The 24,290-nt window shown below is 73.0% G+C and carries 18 protein-coding genes; 4 read left to right on the top strand and 14 right to left on the bottom strand.

Annotation, left to right across the window (positions count from 1 at the left end):
* Positions 1-121: 121 nt before the first annotated feature.
* The 4 genes from ACF073_RS24945 to ACF073_RS24930 all read right to left on the bottom strand — a co-directional run bounded on the left by ACF073_RS24945 (position 122) and on the right by ACF073_RS24930 (position 6,503).
* Positions 122-1,540 (bottom strand): sugar porter family MFS transporter, encoded by a 1,419-nt coding sequence (locus tag ACF073_RS24945; protein ID WP_392073484.1) that lies wholly within the window; start codon positions 1,538-1,540, stop codon positions 122-124.
* A gap of 239 nt (positions 1,541-1,779) precedes the next feature.
* Positions 1,780-5,376, bottom strand: coding sequence for a chromosome segregation protein SMC (gene smc / locus ACF073_RS24940; RefSeq protein ID WP_392073482.1), 3,597 nt, complete (start codon positions 5,374-5,376; stop codon positions 1,780-1,782).
* Between the two features lie 261 nt (positions 5,377-5,637).
* Complete coding sequence (locus tag ACF073_RS24935) at positions 5,638-5,841, bottom strand: hypothetical protein (protein ID WP_023546484.1); 204 nt, start codon at positions 5,839-5,841, stop codon at positions 5,638-5,640.
* 380 nt (positions 5,842-6,221) lie between these two features.
* On the bottom strand, positions 6,222-6,503 hold the full coding sequence (locus ACF073_RS24930) for an acylphosphatase (RefSeq protein WP_392073480.1): 282 nt from the start codon (positions 6,501-6,503) through the stop codon (positions 6,222-6,224).
* A gap of 197 nt (positions 6,504-6,700) precedes the next feature.
* On the opposite strand from ACF073_RS24930, the gene ACF073_RS24925 reads away from it, so the two are divergent.
* The gene (locus tag ACF073_RS24925; RefSeq protein ID WP_392073478.1) at positions 6,701-8,044 is read left to right on the top strand and encodes a CAP domain-containing protein; all 1,344 of its coding nucleotides are present in this window, start codon (positions 6,701-6,703) and stop codon (positions 8,042-8,044) included.
* Positions 8,045-8,053: 9 nt separating this feature from the next.
* Here ACF073_RS24925 and ACF073_RS24920 read toward each other — a convergent pair whose 3' ends face one another.
* Positions 8,054-8,638, bottom strand: a complete 585-nt coding sequence (locus ACF073_RS24920; protein WP_392073476.1) for a flavodoxin family protein — start codon at positions 8,636-8,638, stop codon at positions 8,054-8,056.
* Between the two features lie 146 nt (positions 8,639-8,784).
* Between ACF073_RS24920 and ACF073_RS24915 the strand changes: the two genes are divergently transcribed.
* Entirely contained in the window at positions 8,785-9,180 is a 396-nt protein-coding gene (locus tag ACF073_RS24915) for a winged helix-turn-helix transcriptional regulator (RefSeq protein ID WP_392073474.1), read from the top strand.
* Here ACF073_RS24915 and mutM read toward each other — a convergent pair.
* From mutM to ACF073_RS24875, 8 genes are all read right to left on the bottom strand, one after another.
* Positions 9,153-10,013: a bifunctional DNA-formamidopyrimidine glycosylase/DNA-(apurinic or apyrimidinic site) lyase gene (mutM, locus tag ACF073_RS24910; protein ID WP_392073472.1), complete on the bottom strand. Its 861-nt coding sequence runs from the start codon at positions 10,011-10,013 to the stop codon at positions 9,153-9,155. The genes ACF073_RS24915 and mutM overlap by 28 nt on opposite strands.
* Positions 10,014-10,095: 82 nt before the next feature.
* Positions 10,096-10,893 carry a ribonuclease III gene (gene rnc / locus ACF073_RS24905; RefSeq protein WP_392073470.1) on the bottom strand — a complete coding sequence of 266 codons (798 nt, stop codon included), beginning with the start codon at positions 10,891-10,893 and terminating at the stop codon, positions 10,096-10,098.
* A 7-nt stretch (positions 10,894-10,900) separates the two neighbouring features.
* Positions 10,901-11,074 (bottom strand): 50S ribosomal protein L32, encoded by a 174-nt coding sequence (rpmF, locus tag ACF073_RS24900; protein WP_003951102.1) that lies wholly within the window; start codon positions 11,072-11,074, stop codon positions 10,901-10,903.
* Between the two features lie 2 nt (positions 11,075-11,076).
* Positions 11,077-11,730: a YceD family protein gene (locus ACF073_RS24895; protein WP_392073468.1), complete on the bottom strand. Its 654-nt coding sequence runs from the start codon at positions 11,728-11,730 to the stop codon at positions 11,077-11,079.
* Positions 11,731-11,861: 131 nt separating this feature from the next.
* Positions 11,862-12,974: a cell division initiation protein gene (locus ACF073_RS24890; protein ID WP_392073466.1), complete on the bottom strand. Its 1,113-nt coding sequence runs from the start codon at positions 12,972-12,974 to the stop codon at positions 11,862-11,864.
* 57 nt (positions 12,975-13,031) lie between these two features.
* Positions 13,032-13,511, bottom strand: coding sequence for a pantetheine-phosphate adenylyltransferase (gene coaD, locus ACF073_RS24885; RefSeq protein WP_392073716.1), 480 nt, complete (start codon positions 13,509-13,511; stop codon positions 13,032-13,034).
* A gap of 26 nt (positions 13,512-13,537) precedes the next feature.
* Positions 13,538-14,125, bottom strand: a complete 588-nt coding sequence (gene rsmD, locus ACF073_RS24880; RefSeq protein ID WP_392073464.1) for a 16S rRNA (guanine(966)-N(2))-methyltransferase RsmD — start codon at positions 14,123-14,125, stop codon at positions 13,538-13,540.
* Between the two features lie 134 nt (positions 14,126-14,259).
* Positions 14,260-17,502, bottom strand: a complete 3,243-nt coding sequence (locus ACF073_RS24875) for a helicase-related protein (RefSeq protein WP_392073462.1) — start codon at positions 17,500-17,502, stop codon at positions 14,260-14,262.
* Positions 17,503-17,700: 198 nt separating this feature from the next.
* On the opposite strand from ACF073_RS24875, the gene ACF073_RS24870 reads away from it, so the two are divergent.
* Together ACF073_RS24870 and ACF073_RS24865 are read left to right on the top strand one after the other, a co-directional pair.
* The gene (locus ACF073_RS24870; protein WP_392073460.1) at positions 17,701-19,539 is read left to right on the top strand and encodes an HSP90 family protein; all 1,839 of its coding nucleotides are present in this window, start codon (positions 17,701-17,703) and stop codon (positions 19,537-19,539) included.
* Positions 19,536-22,592: a tetratricopeptide repeat protein gene (locus ACF073_RS24865; protein WP_392073458.1), complete on the top strand. Its 3,057-nt coding sequence runs from the start codon at positions 19,536-19,538 to the stop codon at positions 22,590-22,592. The genes ACF073_RS24870 and ACF073_RS24865 overlap by 4 nt, the downstream gene beginning before the upstream one ends.
* A gap of 1 nt (position 22,593) precedes the next feature.
* Here ACF073_RS24865 and ACF073_RS24860 read toward each other — a convergent pair whose 3' ends face one another.
* A complete protein-coding gene (locus tag ACF073_RS24860; protein WP_392073456.1) occupies positions 22,594-24,270 on the bottom strand; it encodes a DAK2 domain-containing protein in 1,677 nt (558 codons plus the stop codon).
* Between the last annotated feature and the right edge of the window lie 20 nt (positions 24,271-24,290).

Below are 24,290 nucleotides of genomic sequence, written 5' to 3'. Positions count from 1 at the left end.
CACAGGACCGCCGCCCCCCGGTCCGGGCAGTGGCCGGGCCGGGGGGCGGCGGACGGTACGAGGAGAGGGGCAGCGGGGACTTGGCCCTTCTCCCCGGGTCCGGGGAACCGCGGTGTGCGGGTCAGCCCATCTCCTCCAGGGACTTGCCCTTCGTCTCCTTGACGAACTTCAGGACGAACGGGATGGAGAGTGCGGCGAAGACCGTGTAGATCACATAGGTGCCGGAGAGGTTCCAGTCGGCCAGCGACGGGAAGCTCGCGGTGATGGCCCAGTTGGCGATCCACTGCGCGGCGGCGGCCACGCCCAGGGCGGCGGCACGGATCTTGTTCGGGAACATCTCGCCGAGCATGACCCAGACGACCACACCCCAGGACAGGGCGAAGAAGAGGACGAAGACGTGGGCGGCGACCAGGGCGACCCAGCCCTGGGTGCTCGGCAGCTTGCCGTCGACCAGGTGGTAGCTGAACGCCCAGGCCTCCAGGGCCAGGCCGACGGCCATACCGACCGAGCCGATCAGCGCGAGCGGCCTGCGGCCGATGCGGTCCACGAAGATCATCGCGATCACGGTGCCGACGATGTTGATGATCGACGTCGTGAAGGAGTAGAAGAACGAGTCGGACGGGTCGACACCGACGGACTGCCACAGGGTCGAGGAGTAGTAGAACGCGACGTTGATGCCGACGAACTGCTGGAAGACCGAGAGGCCGATACCGACCCAGACGATGGGGCGGAAGAAGAAGGAGCCGCCGAGCAGGTCCTTGAAGGAGGACTTGTGCTCGCTCTTCATCGCGTGCTCGATCTCGGTCACGCGGGCGTCCAGGTCGACGCCGGTGCCCTCGACCTCGGCGAGGATCTCCTTGGCACGCTCACGCTTGCCGACGGAGAGCAGGAAGCGCGGGGACTCGGGGATCGCGAGGGAGAGCAGACCGTAGAGGACGGCCGGGACGACCATCACGCCGAGCATGACCTGCCAGGCCTCGATGCCCATCAGCTTGCCGCGCTGGTCGCCGCCCGCGGCGTTGAGCAGGCCCCAGTTGACCAGCTGGGAGATGGCGATGCCGACGACGATCGCGGCCTGCTGGAAGGAACCGAGCCGGCCTCGGTAGGCGGGCGGGGCGACCTCGGCGATGTAGGCGGGGCCGATGACGGAGGCCATGCCGATGGCGAAGCCGCCGACGATGCGCCAGAAGGCGAGGTCCCACAGCGCGAAGGGCAGCGCCGAACCGACGGCGCTGATGGTGAACAGCACGGCGGCGATCTGCATACAGCGGATGCGGCCGATGCGGTCGGCTATGCGGCCCGCGGTCGCGGCGCCGACGGCGCAGCCGATCAGCGCGATCGCGATCACCTGGGCGAGGGCCGCGGAGCCGATGTCATAGCGGTCCCGGATGGCCTCGACGGCGCCGTTGATGACGGAGCTGTCGTAGCCGAAGAGGAAGCCGCCCATGGCGGCAGCCGCCGCGATGAAGATGACATGCCCGAGATGCTCGGGATGAGCCGACCTGGCTCCTGACTGAGGTGCCTGCGCAGTGCTGGTCACGAAAAACTCCTCGGGCCGCGGCAACGCTGCCGGGGTGGGGGTGATCCCTTCCGGGTATCCAGTGGGGCACAGGTTCACACCACTTACACCTGAAGGTAAAAGCAACGTTGCAGAGACTATGCCTTCAAGTTTCGAAGTCAATACTTCAACGGCTGTGAGTTTTTAGATACAAGGACCCCGCCCATGCGTTCAGTTCTTGAACATGAAGCGGGTGATCTTCTAGTGGATCTTGAAAGGTCCTAACGCAGTCGCTGCGAGATGACCTTGGACACCCCGTCGCCCTGCATGGAGACGCCGTAGAGCGCGTCGGCCACCTCCATCGTGCGCTTCTGGTGCGTGATCACGATGAGCTGCGAGGCCTCCTGCAGCTCCTGCATGATCCGGATCAGCCGCTGGAGGTTGGTGTCGTCCAGCGCCGCCTCGACCTCGTCCATGACGTAGAAGGGGCTCGGCCGGGCCTTGAAGATCGACACCAGCAGCGCGACGGCCGTCAGCGAGCGTTCGCCGCCCGAGAGCAGGGAGAGCCGCTTGACCTTCTTGCCCGGCGGGCGCGCTTCGACGTCCACGCCCGTGGCCAGCATGTTGTCGGGATCGGTCAGTACCAGGCGGCCCTCGCCGCCCGGGAAGAGGCGGCTGAAGACGCCCTCGAACTCGCGGGCCGTGTCCCGGTAGGCCTCGGTGAAGACCTGTTCGACGCGCTCGTCGACCTCCTTCACCACCTGCAGCAGGTCGGCGCGGGTCTTCTTCAGGTCCTCCAGCTGCTCGCTGAGGAACTTGTGCCGCTCCTCCAGCGCCGCGAACTCCTCGAGCGCGAGCGGGTTGACCTTGCCCAGCTGCTGGTAGGCCCGCTCGGCGGCCTTGAGCCGCTTCTCCTGCTCGGCTCGGGCGAAGGGGCGGGGCTGGTTGCGCGGGTGCTCCGGGTCCTCCGGCAGCCGCTCGCCGTCGGCCGGGGGCGAGGGCGGCACGAGCTGGTGCGGACCGTACTCCGCCACCAGCCCCTCCGGTTCGACGCCCAGCTCCTCCAGCGCCTTGGTCTCCAGCTGCTCGATGCGCAGCCGCTTCTCGGCGCCGAGCACCTCGCCGCGGTGCACCGAGTCGGTGAGCTTGTCGAGTTCGCCCTTCAGCTCCCGGCCGGCCGTGCGGGCGGCGGCCAGCTCCTGCTCGCCCCGCGCCTTGGCGGCCTCGGCGGCGGAACGCTCCTGCTCGGCGCGGGCCAAGGACACCTCGACGTGCGCCAGCAGCTGCCGGGCGCCGGAGGCGACGGCCTCGGCCACGGCCGCCTCGTGCCGCAGCCGGGCCCGGCGCTGCTCGGCACGCACGCGTGCCTCGCGTTCGGCGCGGGCCGCCCGGTCGAGCGAGTCGGCCCGCCCCGCGAGCCCCTTGACCCGCTCCTCGTGCGTACGGACCTGGAGACGGGCCTCCATCTCGGTCTGCCGGGCGTTGGCCCCGTCGGCGGCGAGCCGGTCCCGCACGGAGGTGTCCGGCTCCTCCTCCACCGGCATCTCCTCGGCCACGGCGAGCCGCTCGGCCAGTTCCCCGGCCTCCTGTACGGCCTTGTCCAGCGCCTCCTGCGCACGGGCCGCCGCCGCGGCCGACCGCTCGGCCTCGCCCGCGGCACCCCGCGCCTGCCCGGCCAGCCGGCCGAGCTGCTGGGCCACTCCCGACTTCTCCCGGTCGGCGGCCCGCCGCCGCTCCCCCAACTCCTCGACGAGGGCCGCCGCCTCGGTACGGCGCTCGGCCGCGGCCCGCTGCTCCTCGGCCAGCTCCGTGCAGCGCACCGCCAGCTCGGCCAGCTCGGCGGCGGCCTCGTCCACGGAGGCCTGCACCTCCAGCAGGCTGGGCGCCCCGGCCGAGCCGCCGTGCGCGAAGTGGGCGCCGAGCAGATCGCCCTCGGCGGTCACGGCGGTCAGCTCCGGGTGGGCGTAGACGAGGTCCTCGGCCTCCTCCAGGGTGCCGACGACGACGATGCCCCGCAGGAGGCGGCGCACCGCGGGCATGAGGTCGGTGGGGCCGCGCACCAGGTCGGCGGCGAGGAGGTGCCCGGCAGCGGGGCGGCCCGCGTCCTCGCCGGCGCCGCCCGCGCGGTGGCGCACGTCAGGCCGGGGCGCGTCCTCCGGGGCCCCCGCCAGCAGCAGCGACGCCCGGCCGCCGTCCTGTTTGCGCAGGAGTCTGATCGCTTCCGCCGCCGACGCCGGGCTCGTCACGGCGATCGCGTCCGCCGCCGCGCCGAAGGCCGCGGCCAGGGGGATCTCGTAGCCCGCCGTGATGGTCAGCAGCCCGGCCGCCGGGCCGAGGATCCCGGTGAGGCGGTCTCGTGCGCCCAGCAGTATGCCGGTGCCGTCCTTGCGCCTGAGGCCCAGCGCCAGCGCCTCGTGGCGGGCCTGGGTCGCGGCGCGGCGCCGTTCGGCCGCGGTGGCCGCCTCACGGGCCGCGCTCAGGGCGGCCTCCGCGTCGGCGAGCCGGCGCCGGGCGGCGTCGTGCCGGGCGGCGAGGTCGGCGTCGCCGGCGTCCAGGCCGTCGACCTCGGCCTGGAGCGCCTCGTACTCCTCCTGGGCGCGCACCGCGCGGTCCCGTGCCTCGTCGCGGGCCGCGGCCAGCCGGTCGATCTCGGCCTGGGCGGAGGCGGCGCGCGAGCGGGCCGCGTTGACCTGCCCGCTCAGCCGGGCCAGGCCCTCACGGCGGTCGGCGATGGCACGGGCGACGTCCTTGAGCCTGCGCTCCTCCACGGCCAGCTCGCGCTCCAGTTCGGCGCGGTGGGCGACGGTGTCGTCCAGTGCGTGCTGGGCCGCTTCAAGGGCGGCCTCCAGCTCGGCCTCCTGTTCGCGGACGCGAGCGGCCTCGCGCTCCAGGTCCTCCGGGTCCCGGCCGCGCCGCTCCTCGGGGGAGGCGGAGGCGGCGCTCTTGACCCGGGCGTCGGCCAGCGAGACGGTGCCGCGCACGCGCTCGGCCAGCTGGGACAGCTCGTACCAGGTCTGCTGGGCGCGCTGGAGACGCGGGGTGAGGCGGCGCACCTCGTCCTCCAGCAGGGCCTCGCGCTGCAGGGCCTTCCTCAGCTCCCGCTCGGCCGTCTCCTTGCGCTCCTTCAGGGCCGCCTCGTCGGCGATCTCGGTCCGCAGGGCTTCGCGCAGGCGAACGAGATCGTCGGCGAGGAGCCGCAGCCGGGCATCGCGGAGGTCGGCCTGGATGACGGCGGCCCGGCGGGCCACCGCCGCCTGGCGGCCGAGGGGCTTGAGCTGGCGGCGCAGTTCGTCGGTGAGGTCCTGCACCCGCGCGAGGTTGGCCTGCATCGCGTCCAGCTTGCGGAGCGCCTTCTCCTTGCGCTTGCGGTGCTTGAGGACCCCGGCCGCCTCCTCGATGAAGGCGCGGCGGCCCATGGGGTCGGCGTGCAGGACGGAGTCGAGCTGGCCCTGGCCGACGATGACGTGCATCTCGCGGCCGATGCCGGAGTCGGAGAGGAGTTCCTGGATGTCCAGGAGGCGGCAGGTGTCGCCGTTGATCTGGTACTCGCTGCCGCCGTTGCGGAACATGATCCGCGTGATGGTGACCTCGGCGTACTCGATGGGCAGGGCCCCGTCGGAGTTGTCGATGGTCAGGGACACCTCGGCGCGGCCCAGCGGCGGACGGCCGGTCGTGCCGGCGAAGATGACGTCCTCCATCTTGCCGCCGCGCAGCGACTTGGCGCCCTGCTCGCCCATGACCCAGCTGAGCGCGTCCACGACGTTGGACTTGCCCGAGCCGTTCGGGCCGACGACACAGGTGATGCCCGGTTCGAACCGGAGCGTGGTCGCGGAGGCGAACGATTTGAAGCCACGGAGGGTCAGGGCCTTGAGGTGCACGCCGCCGGACTCTACCCGCCGCCGCTATCTCACTCCATGAACCCTCGCAACCCCGCGGTTTCGCCGTTGAACATGCAGGGCACACCAGACGTTAAAGAGGTTGAAAGGATGCGCGGGGAAGCAACCGCCGGGGGGAAAGAACGAAGGGACGCCGAAGCGTCCCTTGCAACTCTGACGACTGGGTCACAGCCGTTCGTCCAACTCAGCGGTTGATACGGGCAGCCCGATCGCCGCGACTGCTGCCGTGGAGCGATGCAACGATCAGGTGAGCGCAGGCTCCGCCTGGTGTGCGTCGATGCTCTCCATGATCCTGTCCTGAGAGGCGGCAGCCGTCAGCGCGTCGTTCTCGGCCTGGATCCGTACCAATTCGGATTCGAGGTCCTGCACACGCTGCTGGAGCCGTCGCATCTCGGCGAGGAGTCGCGGGTCGGAGCCGCCGACGTAACCGAGAAGCGCCTTTGCCATGATGGATGGTCCTCCACAATGAGTGACCGACCGATGCGGTGTGGGTCGTGAGGGATTCGCACCCGCGGTGCTTGGCACATCCGGGTGTTGCTCTGCTGCTGCTTCATGCCAAACAGCTAAGGTGCGCGGGGCTTTCAGCGTCTCACCAAAAAGTTTGACGGTCAACACGATCACGCCCCGTATTGGCGGGCGAACCGGGGCACGCGGCCGGAAGAACGGCGGCGCTGCGACTCCCCCGGGCCCTCAGGGCGTGGTGACCAGCAGTACCGGAGGAGCCTGCCATGCCACGCCCGTCTTGGCAACCACCAGGGCGTTTCCGTTCCGCGCACATGCCCCCGGCAGGTCTCGGCGCCCCAGCGGCGGGGTTGGGCGGGATCGGCTCAGCGGATCGCGAAGCCGTCGTAGCCGCCGCGCGGTGTGTCCCAGATCTCGGTGACGCCGTCGACACGGCCGGGCGTGTCGCTGCCCTCGAGCCAGTCCAGCAGTCCCTCGCAGCCCGCGCGTGACCCCTCCGCGACCACCTGGACCCGGCCGTCGGCCAAATTGAGAGCAAAACCACTCAGCCCGCCGATCTCCAGCGCCTTGGCACGCGTGAACCAGCGGAAACCCACGCCCTGCACGCGTCCGCGCACCCAGGCGACCAGCCGTACATCCTCACTCATGGGTGCAACCTAACCGGCCGGTGTCATCCGGGACACATCGCCGCCCAGCGGCATGGGGTACCGTCCGGACCCACGGAATCGCTGATGAAACTCACTCGATCGAGTGGGTCGGGTCGGCCAGAAGGAGTCCCTCGCCGGCGAGTCGCTCGTCCCGCAGGCACCGGGCCGACCGCGCGTACGAGGAAGAGGGCAAGGACATGGGACGCCACCGACGCTCCGCCGCCGGCCGCGCCGCGGACGGCACCCACGGCTCCGGCGCCGGACCCCAGGACCCGTCGGCGGGGGACCGTCCGATACCCATGGGCATAGCGCCCTATCTGAACCCGGAAGCCTATGCCGAGGCCGACGCGAGGGCCCAGGCCTATCTGTTCGCGACGAGCGAGCCCTCGGGACCGGCCTCGCCGGGGACGCCGGGGTCCGGCTCCGCAGGCTCCGGCCCGGGCTCCTCGAACTCCGGCTCCGGCTCCGGCTCCTCGGGCGGCCCCGGCTCCTCGGGCGGCGGATTCCCCGGCGGTGGCTTCACCCCCGGCGGCGGTCCGTCCGACGACGACCGGCGCCGGACCAAGGCCGTACGACCGGTCCGCGCGACCCTGCTCGGAGTATCGGCCGCCGTCGCCCTCGTCGGCACGGCAGCGGTGGCCACGGGCGTGGTGCCGGGCCTGGAGAACTACCAGCTCGGCGGCAGTACGCACACCACCGGCGGCGACCGGACGCGGGCCGCGGACTCCCCCGGCAACACGGCGAGCGCGCAGGGCGGTACCTCGGGCGGCGCCGGGACGGGCTCCGGCAGCGGCGGTACGGGCGGCACCGGGCGGGATGGCTCCTCCCGCTCGTCGGCCTCCGCTTCTTCCTCCGCCTCCGCCTCCGCTTCGGGATCCCCCCCGAAGTCGGCGTCCCCTTCTAAGCCGGCGTCCCCGTCGAAGTCGGCCTCTCCCTCGAAGCCGGCGTCCCGCACACCGGCCCCGTCGAGGACGGCCGCCGAGAAGCCGGCGCCGCGGACCACGCCGTCCACGCCCGCCGCCTCGCCCACGCGGCAGAGCCCCCCGCCCCGCACACCCGCCGAGTCGCCGACCGCATCGCCGACCAAGTCGCCCACCGCGTCTCCGACCAAGTCGCCCAGCACGTCGCCCACGCCCTCCGCCCCGCCGGCGACGGTGCCGAAGGAGACCGCGGCCGAGGCCGAGGTGCTGAAGCTCGTCAACGAGGAGCGGGCGAAGGCCGGGTGCAGCCCGCTGGCGGCGAACTCCTCGCTGACCGGGCTGGCCGAGGCATTCAGCGACGACATGGCCGCGCGCGGCTTCTTCGACCACACCGACCCGGACGGCAGGACGCCGTGGGACCGGGCCGCGAAGGCCGGGATCACCGATCTCGGCGGCGAGAACATAGCCCGCGGCCAGGCCGACGCGGCGGCGGTGGTCGCGGCCTGGATGAACAGCCCCGGCCACCGCGCCAACATCCTGAACCCCGACTTCAAGACCCTCGGCGTCGGCGTCCACTTCGGCCCGGGCGGGCCGTGGTGGACACAGGACTTCGGCTACTGAGCGGCGGCCCTACGCGGCGGCACGCCCGCGCGTGAAGACCCGCGCGGTCTCCGTCACCCGGCGGCCCAGGTGCTCGGCGGTGGCTATGTCCGCCTTGTGGACGGCCTCGGGGCCCTCGTCGCTGTTGCTCTGGGCGGCCGCGCCGGCGAAGACACCGAGGCGGTTGAGGTCGTTCTCGGAGCCGGTGCTGCTGTTCCAGCCGGGGAGCAGACCGAGGTTGACCCAGTGCATGCCGTGCTGGGCGGCGAGGATCTGGAAGAACTGCAGGGTGTGCAGCTTGTCGCCGCTCTTGGAGCCGGAGTTGGTGAAGCCGGCCGCCAGCTTGTCCTGCCAGTCCTGGCCGAACCAGCGCTTGGAGGTCGCCTCAGCGAAGACGTGGAAGGCGCCGGAGGCGGTGCCCATGTAGGTGGGCGAGCCGAAGACGATCGCGTCGGAGCGGTCCAGCGTCTCCCACTGCTCGTCGGTGATCTCGTCCACCTTGATCAGGTGCACCTCGGCACCCGCCCCGGCGGCACCGGCGCGGACGGCCTCGGCGAGCACGGCGGTGTGGCCGTAGCCGGAGTGGTAGGCGATGGAAACGACGGGGGTGGTCATGCGGACTCCTCGACAGGCAGCGGAAAGCGGCGATCCGAAGCAACGGCTCGTGAAAGCCGCAGCTCGAAAGCGATGACCAAAGGAAAGCACTAACCGATGGTTAGTGCAAGCGGGTGGAAAGCGCTGTGCGGGCGTACCCTTGCGTCATGAACGCCAGCACCCAGGACCACGACGACCTCGCGTACAACGTCTTCGCCAAGGCCTGCCCGTCGCGCGGCACGCTGGAGCACGTCACGGGCCGCTGGGGCGGACTGACGCTCGGCGCGCTGTACGAGGGTTCGCTGCGCTTCAACGAGCTGCGCCGCCGGGTCGACGGGGTGAGCGAGAAGATGCTGTCCCAGACGCTGCACGCGCTGGAGCGCGACGGCCTGGTGCACCGCGAGGCGCAGCCGACGAATCCGCCCCGGGTGGACTACGAGCTGACGCCGCTGGGCCGCCGGGTCGCCGAGCGGCTGCTGGCGCTCATCCACTGTGTGGAGGACGCGATGGACGACGTCCTCACGGCCCGCGCGCGTTACGACGAGACGCGCGGCGCCCTCTGACACTTCGGGCAGAAGTAGCTGGACCGGTTCATCCAGGGGCGGCGGCGCATGGGGGTGCCGCAGCGTTTGCACGGCAGGCCCTCGCGGCCGTAGGCGTCCAGTGACCGGTCGAAGTAGCCGGACTCGCCGTTGACGTTGACGTACAGGCTGTCGAAGCTGGTGCCGCCGACGGCGAGGGCCGCGTTCATCACGTCCCGGACGTGGCCGAGGAGCTCCGCGGTGACCGGACGCGTGAAGCCCGCCGTCGGGCGCTCGTAGTGCAGGCGGGACCGCCACAGGGCCTCGTCCGCGTAGATGTTGCCGACCCCGCTGATCAGCGACTGGTCCAGCAGGGCCCGCTTGATGGTGGTCCGCTTGCGGCGCAGCGCCTGGTGGAAGGCCTCGTCGTCGAAGAGCGGGTCCAGCGGGTCGCGGGCGATGTGCGCGATGACGTCGGGCAGGCCGTCGGGGGTGTTGTCGTGCAGCGAAAGACCGCCGAAGGTGCGCTGGTCGACGAAGCGGAGTTCGGTGCCGAGGGCGTCGGCGAACCGGACCCGGATGCGCAGATGCTTCTCGTCCGCCGTGTCGTGCGGCTGGACCAGCAGCTGGCCGCTCATGCCGAGGTGGGCGAGGACCGACTGGTTCGTCTCCTCCAGCGGCAGCCACAGGTACTTGCCGCGCCGCCGGGCCGTGCCGATGTGGTGTCCCTTGAGCCGGTGCGCGAAGTCCTCGGCGCCCGCGACGTGCCGGCGCACGGCGCGCGGGTGCAGCACCTCGACCTCGGCGACGGTCCGGTGGGCGACCCACCGTTCCAGACCGCGCCGGACGACCTCGACCTCGGGCAACTCGGGCATCGGGACCCTCCGTACGGAGCGTGGGACGAGCCGAGCGCCCGCCCCGTCGAAACGGCGGGGCGGGCGCTGGGTCCTGCTGTGTTCAGGCGGTGGCGGACGACGGATCGCCGTCCTTGGCGGCGGTCTCCTTGGCCGCCTCGGCTCGCTCGTCCGCGGCGGCCCGGATGGACCGCCAGGCGGACTCGGCGGCCTGCTGCTCCGCCTCTTTCTTGCTGCGGCCGGTGCCGGTGCCGTACGAGACGCCTCCGACGCGGGCGGCAGCAGTGAAGGTCTTCTCGTGGTCGGGGCCGGTCTCCGTGACCAGGTACTCGGGCACGCCGAGTCCCTCGATCGCGGTCAGCTCCTGGAGGGATGTCTTCCAGTCCAGGCCGGCGCCGAGATTGGAGGACTTCTCGATCAGCGGGTCGAACAGGCGGTGCACCAGTTCGGAGGCCGCGTCGAGGCCCTGGTCGAGATAGACAGCGCCGATCACCGCTTCAAGGGTGTCGGCAAGAATGGACGCCTTGTCCCGGCCGCCCGTGCCCTCTTCACCCCGGCCGAGCCGGATGAAGGCGCCCAGGTCGAGCCCACGGCCGACCTCCGCCAACGCACGAGAGTTGACCACCGCGGCCCGCAACTTGGCCAGCTGGCCTTCGGGCAGGTCGGGGTGGGTGCGATACAGCGTGTCCGTGACGACGAGGCCGAGCACGGAGTCCCCGAGGAACTCCAGTCGCTCGTTCGTCGGCAGACCGCCGTTCTCGTACGCGTAGGAACGGTGGGTCAGCGCTCGCACCAGAAGGGCGGACTCGACCTGATAGCCGAGCCGCCCTTCCAGAAGCGTGTGGGACGAGGCAGTGTTGTCCGCTGAATGCTTTTTTGGCGTGGACACGGTGCCTCTCACCAGCCGCTCAGACTTCGAGGACCTGGCGCTTGTTGTAGGTGCCGCAAGACGGGCACGCGATGTGCTGCTGCTTCGGCTCGTGGCAGCGCTCGCACGCAACCAGGGTGGGGACCGCAGCCTTCCACTGCGACCGGCGGTGGCGCGTGTTGCTGCGCGACATCTTCCGCTTCGGAACAGCCACGGCTACTTCTCCTGCTTCTCGTCGGCGCGTGCTGAAGGAAGCGCGCCGCCGCTCATCTCGTCCTTCTCGCCGTCCGTCGTCGAACCGGCGAGTCCCTGCAAAGCCGCCCAACGGATGTCGACGGCGTCATGGTGGTGGTCCGGGTCGTCCGCGAGCCGCACTCCGCACTCGGAGCACAGGCCCGGACAGTCGTCCTGGCACACCGGCTGCATCGGCAGTGCGAGCACCACCGCATCACGCAGCACGGGTTCGAGGTCGATCAAACCGTCCTCGACGAAGAGCCTGTCCTCGTCGTCCTCGGCGTCGTCGCCCGGTTCCGCGATCACGCGGCCCCGGCCGTCGGCGTCAGGGTACGAGAACATCTCCTGGAAATCTGCGTCGAGCGCGAGCTCGACCAGCTCCAGACACCTTACGCACTCCCCCTCGGCCGTTGCACGGGCGGTGCCTGTGACAAGCACCCCGTCCATGACCGACTCGAGGCGGAGTTCGAGTTCCATCGGTGCGCCTTCCGGCACTCCGATGACACCCTCGATGCCGAGATCCCTGGGAGCCTCGATCTCGCGGGTCAGGCGCTGCAGCGCACCAGGACGCCGACCCAACTCGTGTGTATCGATCACGAGGGGGTTGCGGTGGTCTAGGCGGGCGTTGGAAGCCATTCCTGCTTTCGATCTGCGAACTCGGAGGGACGCCGCCCGCAGGTGTTCCAGGCAGCGGTGATCGCGGGCATAGGCGCGACCGAAGAGCCAGGATACTGGACCTTTCGCTCAGCGCCCAATCCGGTACGCGGCTAGAGGCCCCGGCCCTGCTCGTACGCCCGCAGCTGCTCCGCGCTGATCATGCCCGTGTCGAAGAGGCTGGTCTCGTCGAGGGCGTAGCCCTGCTGGGCCTGCTGCTGGGGCTGGTGGGGCTGCTGAGGGTCGTAGCCGCCGCCCTGCCGGGTGTCGTATCCGGCCTGCTGGGGGTCGTAGCCCTGGTAGGCGTAGGGGTCGGCCTGCTGGTAGCCGTACGGGTCCTGCTGCGGCGCGTACTCCGGCTGCTGCGGGAAGCCCCCGTACGGGTCCGGCTGCTGCTGGTAGCCGTAGGCCGGCTGGGGCTCGTACGACGGCTGGGGCGGCTGGGCGGGCTCAGCGGGCTGCGACGGCTGTGCCGGCTCCGGGCGGCGCTGGGGCGCGCGGTCGCTGTCCGCGAGGGCGGCGAGATCGGCGAGGTAGTCGGCGTCACTGGAGTGCTGGAACGTCGTGGTGTCGTCGGCGAGGGCGCCGAGGTCGTCCGTGGCGATCCGGCCGTGCAGCTTCTGCCGGCCGCGGCCGACCGCCTCCAGGGTCTTGGCCAGCACCGCCTCGAAGGCGCCCAGCTTGGCGTCCACGTAGGCGTCGGCGTTGTGGCGCAGGGTCTCCGGGTCCTGGCTGCGCTCGGGGGCGTCCTCGTCCTCGTAGCCGTTCTCGTCCACGCCGGGGCCGGTGCCGAGCAGCTTCTCGCGGCCCCGGCCGACCGAACCGAGGGTCTTGGTGAGGACGACCTCGAAGTTGGCGAGCTTGGAGTCGACGTAGTCGTCGGCCTCGGCACGGACCTCCTCGGCCTCCTTGCGGGCCTCGGCGACGATCCGGTCGGACTCGGCCTGGGAGCGGCGGGCGATCTCGGTGTCGGAGATCAGCGAGCCGCGCTCGGCGTGCGCGCTCTCGATGATCCGCTCGGCCTCCTGGCGGGCCTGCTCGACCATCTGCTCACGGCCGCCGATCAGCTCCTGCGCCTGGGCGAGGGAGCCGGGCAGCGCCTGGCGCACCTCTTCGAGCATCGCGAGCAGCTCGGCCCGGTTGATCACGCATGACGCCGACATGGGCATGCCCCGGGCACCGGAGACCGAGGAGACGATCTCGTCGAGCTTCTTCTGCACGTCCACCTGTGCTCGCCACTCTCTACAGCCGGGTTGGAGACGGACGGGACGACTGTAGCCCCATCAGCCCTTGCCGAGGCGCTTGTTCAGTGCCTCCAGGACCTGGGCCGGCACCAGGTGGGAGACGTCTCCGCCCCAGGCCGCGACCTCCTTGACGAGGGAGGAGGAGAGGAAGCTGTAGGTGGGGTTGGTGGGCACGAAGAGGGTTTCGACGCCGGTGAGGCCCATGTTCATCTGGGCCATCTGGAGTTCGTAGTCGAAGTCGCTGACGGCGCGCAGGCCCTTCACGATGGCCGGGATGTCGCGCTGCTTGCAGAAGTCGACGAGGAGGCCGTGGAACGCCTCCACGCGGACGTTGGCGTACTCGGAACTGACCTCGCGGATCAGCTCGATCCGCTCCTCGATCTCGAACAGGCCCTTCTTGGACTTGTTGATCATCACCGCGACGTAGACCTCGTCGTAGAGACGCGAGGCTCGGGAAATGATGTCGAGGTGTCCGTTGGTGATCGGGTCGAACGACCCGGGACAGACGGCGCGGCGCACTTGTGATCCCTCGCTCTCCGGTCCGGTCATCGTGCGTCTTCGCACGTAGAGGCGGCGCGACCGTACCAAAACGTTCCCTCGCCGTAACGACGGGAGCGGATCGCCTCGAAGCCGTCCGGCCAATGGAATTCGCCGCCTCTGGTGCTGCGCTCCACGGTGACGAGGGCTTCAGCGGTGAGCCAGCCTTCCGTACGGAGTGTGAGCAGAATCTCGCGAAGATCGTCATCGGAGACGGCGTACGGGGGGTCGAGGAAGACCAGGTCGTACGGCTCGGCCGGGGCGGCGGCCCGGATGATCTGTTCCGCTTTGCCCGCCTTCACCTCGGCGCCCGGCAGGCCCAGGCTCCGCACGTTCTCGCGGACGGTCCGGGCGGCGCGCGCGTCCGCCTCGACCAGGAGGGTGTGGCCGGCGCCGCGGGACAGGGCCTCCAGGCCGACGGCGCCCGACCCCGCGTAGAGGTCGAGGACGCGTTCGCCGTCCAGGGGGCCGCCGAGGAGGGACTGCCAGGTGGAGAAGAGGGCCTCGCGCGCGCGGTCGGACGTGGGCCGGGTTCCGGTGCCGGGCGGTACGGAGAGGCGCCGTCCGCCTGCCCTGCCGGCGATCACGCGGGTCATCTCTGGGTCCTTCTTCGTGGTCGGCTGTACGCAGTCAGTCTGGCAGGCCGGACGGGGCGGGCGCCCTGGCGCGGCAGGCGGGTGCCGTCCGCCATGGCTCCTCGCGCGGTGCCCGCGCCCCGGGCCGGTCCGTCTCAGCCCTTCTCCAGGTACTGCTCCCTCTCCTCGTCCAGCAGGGCGTCCAGGGCCGTGCGCAGAGCGGGCAGCCGCTCCAGCTCGGGGTCGGCCGCCACCACCGCCACCGCCTCCTCACGGGCCTCGGCGATGACCTCCTCGTCCTCGATGACCGCCAGGACCCGCAGGCTGGAGCGGGCGCCGGACTGGGCCTGGCCGAGGACGTCGCCCTCCCGGCGCTGCTCGAGGTCGATGCGGGAGAGTTCGAAGCCGTCGAGGGTGGAGGCGACCGCGTTCAGCCGCTGGCGGGCCGCGCTGGCCTCGGGCATCTCGGTGACCAGCAGGCACAGGCCGGGGGCCGAGCCGCGGCCGACCCGGCCGCGCAGCTGGTGCAGTTGGGAGACGCCGAAGCGGTCGGCGTCCATGATGACCATGGCCGTGGCGTTGGGGACGTTGACACCGACCTCGATGACGGTGGTGGCGACCAGGACGTCCGTCTCGCCGGCCGCGAAGCGGCGCATCACGGCGTCCTTGTCGTCCGGGTGCATCCGGCCGTGCAGGACCTCGACCCTGAGGCCGCGCAGCGGGCCCTTGGCCAGCTGGTCGGCCGTGTCGAGGACCGCGAGCGGGGGGCGCTTCTCGGCCTCGTCCTCGGGGGACTTCCGCTTGGCCGCCTTCTTCGGGTCGGCCGCCTCGTCGGCGTCGTCGCCGATACGCGGGCAGACGACGTACGCCTGATGGCCGCCCGTCACCTCCTCGCGCACCCGCTCCCAGGCGCGGGCCAGGAAATGGGGCTTGTCGGCGGCCGGGACGACATGGGTGGCGATCGGTGAGCGGCCGGCGGGGAGCTGGTCGAGGACCGAGGTCTCCAGGTCGCCGAAGACCGTCATGGCGACCGTGCGCGGGATGGGCGTCGCCGTCATGACGAGGAGGTGCGGGGGCTGCTTGCCCTTGCCGCGCAGGGCGTCGCGCTGCTCCACGCCGAAGCGGTGCTGTTCGTCGACCACCACCAGGCCGAGGTCGTGGAACTGGACCTTGTCCTCGATCAGGGCGTGGGTGCCGATGACGATGCCGGCCTCGCCGGTGGCCAGGTCGAGCAGGGCCTGACGGCGGGCCGCCATGCCCATCGAACCGGTGAGCAGCACCACCTTGGTGCCGTGCTCGGCACCGCCCAGCATGCCGCCCTCGGCCAGTTCGCCCATCATCTCGCCGATCGAGCGGTGGTGCTGCTGGGCGAGGACCTCGGTCGGCGCGAGCATGGCCGCCTGGCCGCCCGCGTCGACGACGGCGAGCATGGCGCGCAGGGCCACCATGGTGTTGTGGGTCACCGTGAAGTGGTCGGTGACGTACGCGTGGCTCGGGTGGGCGACGCTGATGCACTGCACGGGTTTGCGTCCCACGTACTCGACGGCCCGGATCGCGCGCCGGAACGTGCCGGGGTCCGGTGGCGGTGCCGTCCGGCCCGCCTTCCGCGCCAGCCGGAAGGGGGCGTATCCCTCGGGCAGGGACACCGAGACGGCGGCCTGCGCCCGTTCGGTCAGGAGCCGCGCCCGCCCCCCGAGCGACCGCACCAGCCACGCGAGGTCCTCGGCGAGCTTCGGTGACGCCGAGGACCACGACGCGTCGCCGCCGTCCGCACGGACGCTGCCGCCGGTGTCCATCAGGCCCTGCAGCAGGGCGAGACGGTTCTTGGCCGACGTGTTCTTGAACAGGGCGGGGACGAAGGCGTCCGGGGAGGCCACCCCCCACAGGCCCAGGTCCCGCAGGGCCTGGACGATCGGACGGCGAGGGTCCGCCCCGGGGCGGGCCGGCTCGATCGTGCGGTCGGCGGGGGATCCCGGCACCGGGACCAGCCGGCAGTCGGGCGCCACGGCGGCGGTGACGGCGTCCCGGATCCCGGCGTCGGCCGTGGACAGTCGCAGGCCGTCCCGGAACGAGCCGGCGCCCAGGAGCAGGCCGAGCAGATACGGATCGAGCGGCAGGCTCCGGTCGCCGCCGAGATCGACGGGAACGGCCGCCGGGAGAAGCCACTTCGGGGATCCGTCCGCCGCGACCGGGTCCCGGCGGATCTCTCGCGTCGTCATGACCTGCGGAGCCTCGCCGCGGTGCCACGCGTCACGCGTGCCGACGATCCAGAGGTGCTCGTCGTCGCACTCGACGGAGCTTCCGTCGCAGAGGACCAGTCGCCAGACATCGCGCTCGCCCTGCGGGAAGACCCCGTCGATCAGCGCGGTCCCCCCGTCCGGCACGACCACCTCGTCGCCCGTCCGCAGATCGCCCATGCGGCGGAAACCGGCGGGTGCGAGCACCAGCGCGTCGAGCGGCTGGGCCTTGCCGGAGCCGACCTCGCCCTGGAGCAGGCGGTGCATCGGGTGGGCGGTGGCCAGGTCGGCGAAGATCTCCCGGGAGACCTTCTGCTGGCCCTCGGTGAGGGTGAAGGGGAGGCGGTCGTCGAAGGCCGTGAGGATGCCGTCCGGCTCGGGGACGCGGGGCACGGCGGGCAGCTGGGAGTCGGCGTGCCGGCGGCGGGCCAGGGCGACCTGGAGGACGAAGGCCTCGTCCCACTTCAGGCGGGAGCGGGCGTCGGCGATGTCCGCCTTGGTGTGCGGGCGGTGGATCTTGAGCAGGGCCTCGGGGAGCGGGAGCAGACCGCGGCCGGCGCGCAGCGAGTCCGGGAGCGGGTCGAGGGCCTCCTGGGCGCTGGGGAGGACGGTCTGGACCGCCTTGCCGATCTTCCAGGACTCCAGTTTGGCGGTGGCGGGGTAGAGGGGGATCAGGGCGCCGGCCCAGGTCTCGACGGCTTCCTCGCCGTCACTGCGGAGCAACTCGTAGGCCGGGTGGGCGAGTTGGAGCCGGCGGTTGAACACGGAGACCTTGCCGGCGAACATCGCGCGGGTGCCCGGCAGCAGCTCCTTGTGGGGTTTGTGGACGCCGCTGCCGAAGAACACCAGCTGGAGCCGGCCGCTGCCGTCGGTGATGGTGACCTCCAGGCGCTGGCCCTTGCCGCGGGGCGCCTTGGCCGACGCGAAGGAGTGCAGGCGGGCGTCGGCGACCTGCGCGACCACCGTCACATGCTCGTCCATGGGGAGGTCGGCGAGGTGGGTGAGCTGGCCGCGCTCCTCGTATCTGCGGGGGTAGTGGTGCAGGAGGTCGCCGACGGTGTGCAGGCCGAGGTGCTCGGCCATCACCTTCGCGGTGGCGGGGCCGAGCACTGACTTCAGGGGCTGCTTCAGTGGTTCTTCCAGTGCGGGCACGAGATCCATTGCACACCACCGCACTGACAATGCCGTAGACGCCGCCCTGCGCCGTCCCGGCGCCGTGCCGTAAACATCAGGGAAACTCCTGGTCAGGCGGGCTGCTCCGGCTCTAGGATGGCGCGCTCCGGCCATCCTTCGCGGTCACCGCCCCGCCGGGACCGCCCGACCCCGCGCCGCACGCACTCCCTCCCCGGCGCAGTGACGATGGACTCCCAGACCTCACAGCCTTCCCAGGCATCCCAGTCGCCTCACACTCCGCACACGTTCCAGGTCGACCTCCGCGGTCTGGTGGACCTGCTCTCCCATCACCTCTATTCCAGTCCGAAGGTCTACCTGCGCGAGCTGCTGCAGAACGCCGTGGACGCCATCACCGCCCGGCGGGCCGCCGAGCCGGACGCCCCGGCCCGGGTGCGGCTGTACGCGGCGGACGGCGGCCTGCGGGTGGAGGACACCGGCGTCGGCCTCACCGAACCGGACGTGCACGCCCTGCTGGCGACCATCGGCCGCAGCTCCAAGCGGGCCGAGGGCCTGGCCGAGGCCCGCTCGGACTTCCTCGGCCAGTTCGGCATCGGGCTGCTGGCCTGCTTCGTGGTCGCCGAGCGGATCCGCGTCGTCAGCCGCAGCGCCCGTACGCCCGAGGCCCCGCCGGTGGAGTGGACGGCCCGTGACGACGGGTCGTACACCGTGCGGACGCTGCCCGCCGCCGAGCGGCCCGAGCCGGGTACGACCGTGTACCTGACGGCGCGGGCCGGGGCCGCCGAGTGGCTGGCGCCCGAGCGGGTGCGCGCCCTGGCCCGGGACGTCGGCGCGCTGCTGCCGTACGACGTCCGGGTCGGCGACGAACCGGTCACGGATCTGCCGGCGCCCTGGGACCGCGCCCACCCGAGCCCGGCCGGCCGAAGGGCCGCGCTGGCCCGGCACTGCCGTGAGCTGTTCGGGTTCAGCCCGCTGGACTCGATCGACCTGGACGTGCCGCTGGCCGGGATCCGCGGGGTGGCGTACGTGCTGCCGTCGGCGGTCGGTCCGGCCCGGCGTGCGGGCCACCGTGTGCACCTGAAGGGCATGCTGCTCACCGAGCGGGCCGAACAGCTCCTGCCGGACTGGGCGTTCTTCGTGCGCTGCGTCCTGGACACCGACAGTCTGCGCCCCACGGCCTCGCGCGAGTCGCTGTACGAGGACGAGACCCTGGCCGCCGTACGGGACGCGCTCGGCGAGCGGATCCGGTCCTGGCTCACCGGGCTCGCGGCCGGTGACCCGGAGCGCCTCGCCGCCTTCCTCGCCGTGCACCACCTGGGCGTGAAGTCGCTCGCCCGGCACGACCGGGAGATGCTGCGCACGATGCTGCCGTGGCTGCCGTTCGAGACGACCGACGGACAGCTGTCCCTCGAGGAGTTCGCGCGGCGGCACCTGGTGGTGCACTTCACGCGGACGGTCGAGGAGTACCGGCAGGTCGCGCCGATCGCCGCGGCGCAGGGCGTCGGGGTGGTCAACGGCGGCTACACGTACGACGGCGAGCTGGTCGAGGCGCTGCCGTCGGTGCGCCCGCACACCGTGGTCGCCGAGCTGGACGCGGACACCGTGACCGCGCACCTGGACCCGGTGGACCCCGCCGAGGAGCTGGCCCTGTCCGGGTTCCTGGCGGCCGCGCGGGCCAGGCTCGACCCGCTGGGCTGCGACGTCGTCCTGCGCGCCTTCCACCCGCTGTCCGTGCCCGCGCTGCACCTGGACGACCGGGCCGCCCGGCACGAGCAGGCCCGCGCGGAGGCCGAGGAGCGGGCGGACGACCTGTGGGCGGGCATCCTCGGCTCGCTGCGCGGCAGCGCCCCGCGCGCGCGTCTGGTGCTGAACCATCTCAACCCGCTCGTCCGGCGGATCGGCGCGCTCGGCGACCCGGAGCTGATCGGCACCGCGACCGAGTCGCTGTACGGGCAGGCGCTGCTGATGGCGCAGCGCCCGCTGCGGCCGGCCGACACGGCGCTGCTCAACCGGGCGTTCATCGGGCTGCTCGCATGGGCGACCCACGGGGAGGGTGACGGACGATGAGTGAGATCACGGACTTCGACGCGCTGCGCCGAGCGCTGGCGGAGAACTCCGAGCAGCCGGAGGGGCCGGCCCGCAACGCGCGCGCGGAGCGGCTGCTCGCCGACGCCGAGCGGCTGGACATCCCGCTCGCCGTGATCGAGGCGCTCGGGCACCAGCTGAAGGTCTACAACTACAGCTCCGAGAAGGACAAGATGTTCGTCCCGTTCGCGCGGCTGCTGCGGCTGTGGGACGAACGGCCGGCGGACTTCGACGAGGACGAGGCGCACTCGCTGCACTGGGTCTTCAAGTGGGTGTCGGCGGGCATGCTGGACCAGCCGCACGTCCCGCTCGCCTCGATCGAGAAGTGGCTCGGCGAGATGGAGCACCGCTACCGGCTCGCGGGGCACTCCGAACGCGCGGTGCGCAGTGCCGAGTTCAGCGTGGCCGCGCACATCGGGGACCTCGCGCGCGCGGAGCGGGCGTACGGCGCGTGGCTGGCCGCCGACCGGGACCGGATGGCCGACTGCCACGCCTGCGAGCTGCACGGGCAGGGCACCTGGCAGGTGCGCCGCGGCCGGGACGCCGAGGCGCTGGAGCTGTGGGGGCCGGTGCTGGAGGGCGAGTTCGCCTGTGCGCACGAGCCGCACACCGTGCTCGCCTCCTCGCTGGCCCCGCTGCTGCGCCTCGGCCGCGTGGACGAGGCCCGGACCCACCATCTGCGCGGCTTCCGCCTGGTCAGGCCGATGGAGAGCATGCGGGGCGCGTACGCCGACCATGTGGAGTTCTGCGCGCTGACCGGGAACGAGGCGCGCGGTCTTGAACTGCTGGCCGAGCGGCCGGCCTACTTCACCGACACCGGGCATCCGCGCAGCCGGCTCGACTTCCTGGCCGCGGTGGCGCTGCTGATGGACCGGCTGACCGGGCTGGGCCTGGGCGCGCAGCCGGTGCCGGGGCCCGCCGGACGGACCTGGACCGCGCGGGAACTCGGCGCGCACGCGCGCGCGGAGGCGACGGACCTGGCAGGCCGGTTCGACCACCGCAACGGCACCTCCTCGGTCGGCGACCGGATCCGCGCGCGGATGGACCAGCGCCCGCTGGTGGAGCGGCTGCCGCTGGGCGTACGCGCGGCACGCCCGGCGGGGGCACCGCCGACCGCCCCTCCCCCGCCCGCCGAGCACGTCTTCGAGCCCGCCCCGGAGGCGGCCCTGCCCGCCCTGCTCGCCGAGGCGCGGCGGCTGTCGGACACCCTGCGACCGCACGCGCTGGAGGCGTGGGCCGCGGTCGCGCGGGCCGCGCCCGGCGGCGCCGGCCTGACACCGCGCGACCGCGCGGAGGTCGCCGACCACGAGGCCATGGCCGGCGGCCCCGAGGGGCTCGCCCTGTTCGAACGGGCGGCGGAGCTGTACGCGGAGGCGGGCGACCCCGGTGAGGCGCTGGCGGCACGCGCGCGCGGGGCCTACGTCCGCGCGCTGACGGGCGAGGTGGCCGCGGCCCTGACCGCGGTCACCGGCCTGTACGACGAGGTGCTCGCGCTGTACGCCGACGAGGCCACCGGCGTGCGGCAGACCGCGTCGGTGGTGATGAGCCGGGCCCGCGTGCTGATGCGCCGGGTGCACGAGGCCGCCGAACGGGGCGCCAGGAACACCGAACCGGCCGCGGCGGGCGCCGGACAGGCCGCCGTCGTGGACGTCCGGCAGGCCGTCGTGGACGCCGAGGCGGCCGTGCGGGAGGTGCTCGCGCTCGTCGAGGGGCGGGCCGGGGACGACGTGCGGCTGGCGGCGCGGGTCGCCGAGGCGCGGGCGATGCTCGCCGAGCTGGCCGGGCTCACCGGGGACGCGGCACGGGCGGCGGAGCTGTTCGCGCGGGCCGCCGGCGCGTACGTGGCCGCCGGGCTCCCCTGGTTCGCCGTGGAGTACGAGGTGCAGGTGGCCGCCCTCGCCCACCAGGCCGGTGACCGGGCCGGGGCCGAGGCGGCGCTGCGGTCGGCCCTGGAGCACGGCGGGCCGTACGTGGAGCCGGTCGGGCGGGCCCAGCTGCACCTCCAGCTCGCCGAGGTGCTCGGCGGCCGGGACGCGGCCGAGGAGGCGGCCGAGCACGCGCTCCAGGCCGCCCACTGGGCCGACGAGGCCGGCGAGGGCGGCACCCTCGGGGCCTGGGCGCGGCAGCAGCTGGGCGGCTTCCTGCTGCGCCGGGGGCGGTACGCGGAGGCCGCCGAGGTGCTGGAGTCCGCGTTGGCCGACCTGGGCACCGACACGCACGGCGACGGGGCCGTCGTCCAGGCCCGCTGGTGGCTCGGGGACTGCCTGGGCGAGCTGGGCGAGCACCGGGCCGCCGCCGAGCAGCGCCTGCAGGCCGCCGAGCTGGCCCGGCACTGGCCCGAGCAGCAGGACCACGCCACGCTCGCCCACCTCGCCGCCGAGTCGCTGGCCGGCGCGGGCCTGGCCGACGAGGCGGACCGGGCCTACGCGCGCGCGGGCGAGCTGTGGCGCTCGCTGGGCAACGCGCTGTTCCTGGTCCGCTCGCTGCGCGCCCGGGCCTGGCTGGCGCTGGGCCGGGAGTCCGGTTCGGGCCAGGCGCGCGAGCTGATGGCCGAGGCGCTGCGGGAGTGCGAGAGGGCACTGGCCGCGGCGGACCCGGCGGACCGGGAACAGGCGGCGGACGAACTCGGCGGCACCCACCGGCAGTTCGCCGAGCTGCTGGCCCGCTCGGCGTCCGAGGAGGCCGAAGACGCGGCGATCCGGGCGGTGTTCGAGGCGGCGCTCGAGCAGATGACCAGGGCCGTGGCGGTGTTCGCCGCGCTCGGCGCGGCCGGGCTGCACAGCCGTACCGGCGCCGAACTGGCCGCGGGCTGGCTGGAGGCGGACCTGTACCGTCCGGTGCCGGCCGCGGCACGCGCGCGTGCCGTGCTCGCCGCCTACGCGGACGCGGACGGCGCGGACGGCGCGGACGGCGACGCGGAGACCGTCCGGGCGCGGCGGGCGGAGGCGGCCCAGCTGCTGGAGGCGGCGCGGGAGGCGCGGGACGCGGAGGGCGGCGAGGACGCGCGGGACCGGGCGGGCGCGGCGGAGGGCTGAGTCACTCCACGCCGATGAGCAGCAGCGCGCCCTGCCGGCCGCCGCGGTACACGACCGTGTCGACGGCCAGGTAGGTGTCCCGTACGCGGGACTCCAGGTGCGTGGCGACCTCGCCGGGCGCCTCGTCCCCGACGACGAGCGTGACCAGTTCGCCGCCGGCCTGGAGCATGCGGTCGAGGACGGTCCGGGCGGTGGCGGTGACGTCCGCGCCGATCACCGCCACATCGCCGTCGATCAGCCCGAGCACGTCCCCGGCCTGGCAGATGCCGGCCGTCGTCCAGGACTGGTGCTCGGCCACGACGACCTCGGCGTACCGGGTGGCGCCCGCGGCCGAGGTCATCTGGACGACGTCCTCGTCGAACCGGCGCTCCGGTTCGTGCACCGCGAGCGCGGCGATGCCCTGGACCGCCGAGCGGGTCGGGATCAGGGCCACCCGGATGCCCTCGGTGCGGGCCTGCTCGGCCGCCGCCGCGGCCGTGTGGCGCAGCTCGGCGTCGTTGGGCAGCAGGACGACCTCGCGCGCGTGGGCCCGCCGTACCGCCTGCACCAGCTCTCCGCTGGCGGGCGGCTCTCCGGGCCGGGCCAGGACCGTGGTCGCGCCGGCCCCCGCGTACAGCCCGGCCAGGCCTTCGCCGGGTACGACGGCGACGACCGCCCGCTGGGCGCGCTCGCGCGGCGGACGCTCCCGGCCGCTGCGCGCGTCGCCCGCGCCGAAGTGGGTGATCCGGATCCGGTACGGCCGCCCGGCGTCCACGCCCGCCTCCACGGCGGCGCCGGCGTCGTCGACGTGCACATGGACGTTCCACAGGCCGTCTCCGCCGACCACGACCAGGCAGTCCCCGAGGGCGTCCAGGCGCGTGCGCAGCCGGGCCACGGCCGCGTCGTCGGCCTCCAGGAGGTAGATCACCTCGAACGCCGGGCCGCCGGTCTCGGCCTCGGCCTCGGCGGGGCAGCGGCCGGCCGCGGTCCCGCCGTCCGTGGCGGTGCCACGGGACGGGACCTCGCGGATCGGCGCGTCACGTACCGCCTCCCCCGTGAACGCCTCGACCAGCGCCCCCAGCACCGCCACCAGCCCCCGGCCGCCCGCGTCCACCACGCCGGCCCGCTCCAGCACGGCCAGCTGGCCCGGGGTCGCCGCGAGCGCCGCCCGCGCGCCCTCGTAGGCGGCCCGCGCGACCGTCCCGCAGTCGCCCCCGGCCCCCTCGGCGGCGTCGGCGGCGGCCGAGGCGACCGTCAGCACCGTGCCCTCCACCGGGTGGGCCACGGCCTGGCGTGCGGAGTCGGCGGCCCGGCGAAGGGCCCGCCGCAGCCCCGGTCCGTCGACGTGAGACGCGTCACCGTCCCCCGCGAGCACCTGTGCCATTCCCCGCAGCAGCTGGGCGAGGATCGTCCCGGAGTTGCCGCGGGCCCCGATGAGCGCCCCGTGCGCCATGGCCCGTACCGCGTCCGCGAGGGACGGCTCGGCGCAGCCGGTCCCGTACCCGGCGAAGACCGCCTCCACGGCCGTCGCCGCCGACTCCAGGGTCAGATAGAGATTGGTCCCGGTGTCGCCGTCCGCCACGGGATAGACGTTGATCGCGTCGATCTCCTCACGGGCCCGTCCCAGCGCCCCGAGCGCCAGGCCGCACCAGGTGCGCACCGCGAGAGCATCGAAGAACGTCTGCGGCTCCTGCGCCACCTGCGCCTCCCTGAGCTGGC

Source organism: Streptomyces sp. NPDC015171 (assembly GCF_043079545.1).
In the GTDB taxonomy this organism is placed as follows: Bacteria; Actinomycetota; Actinomycetes; order Streptomycetales; family Streptomycetaceae; genus Streptomyces.
Note: the sequence above shows the minus strand (reverse complement) of the source record. Positions and strands in the feature narration are given on the sequence as shown.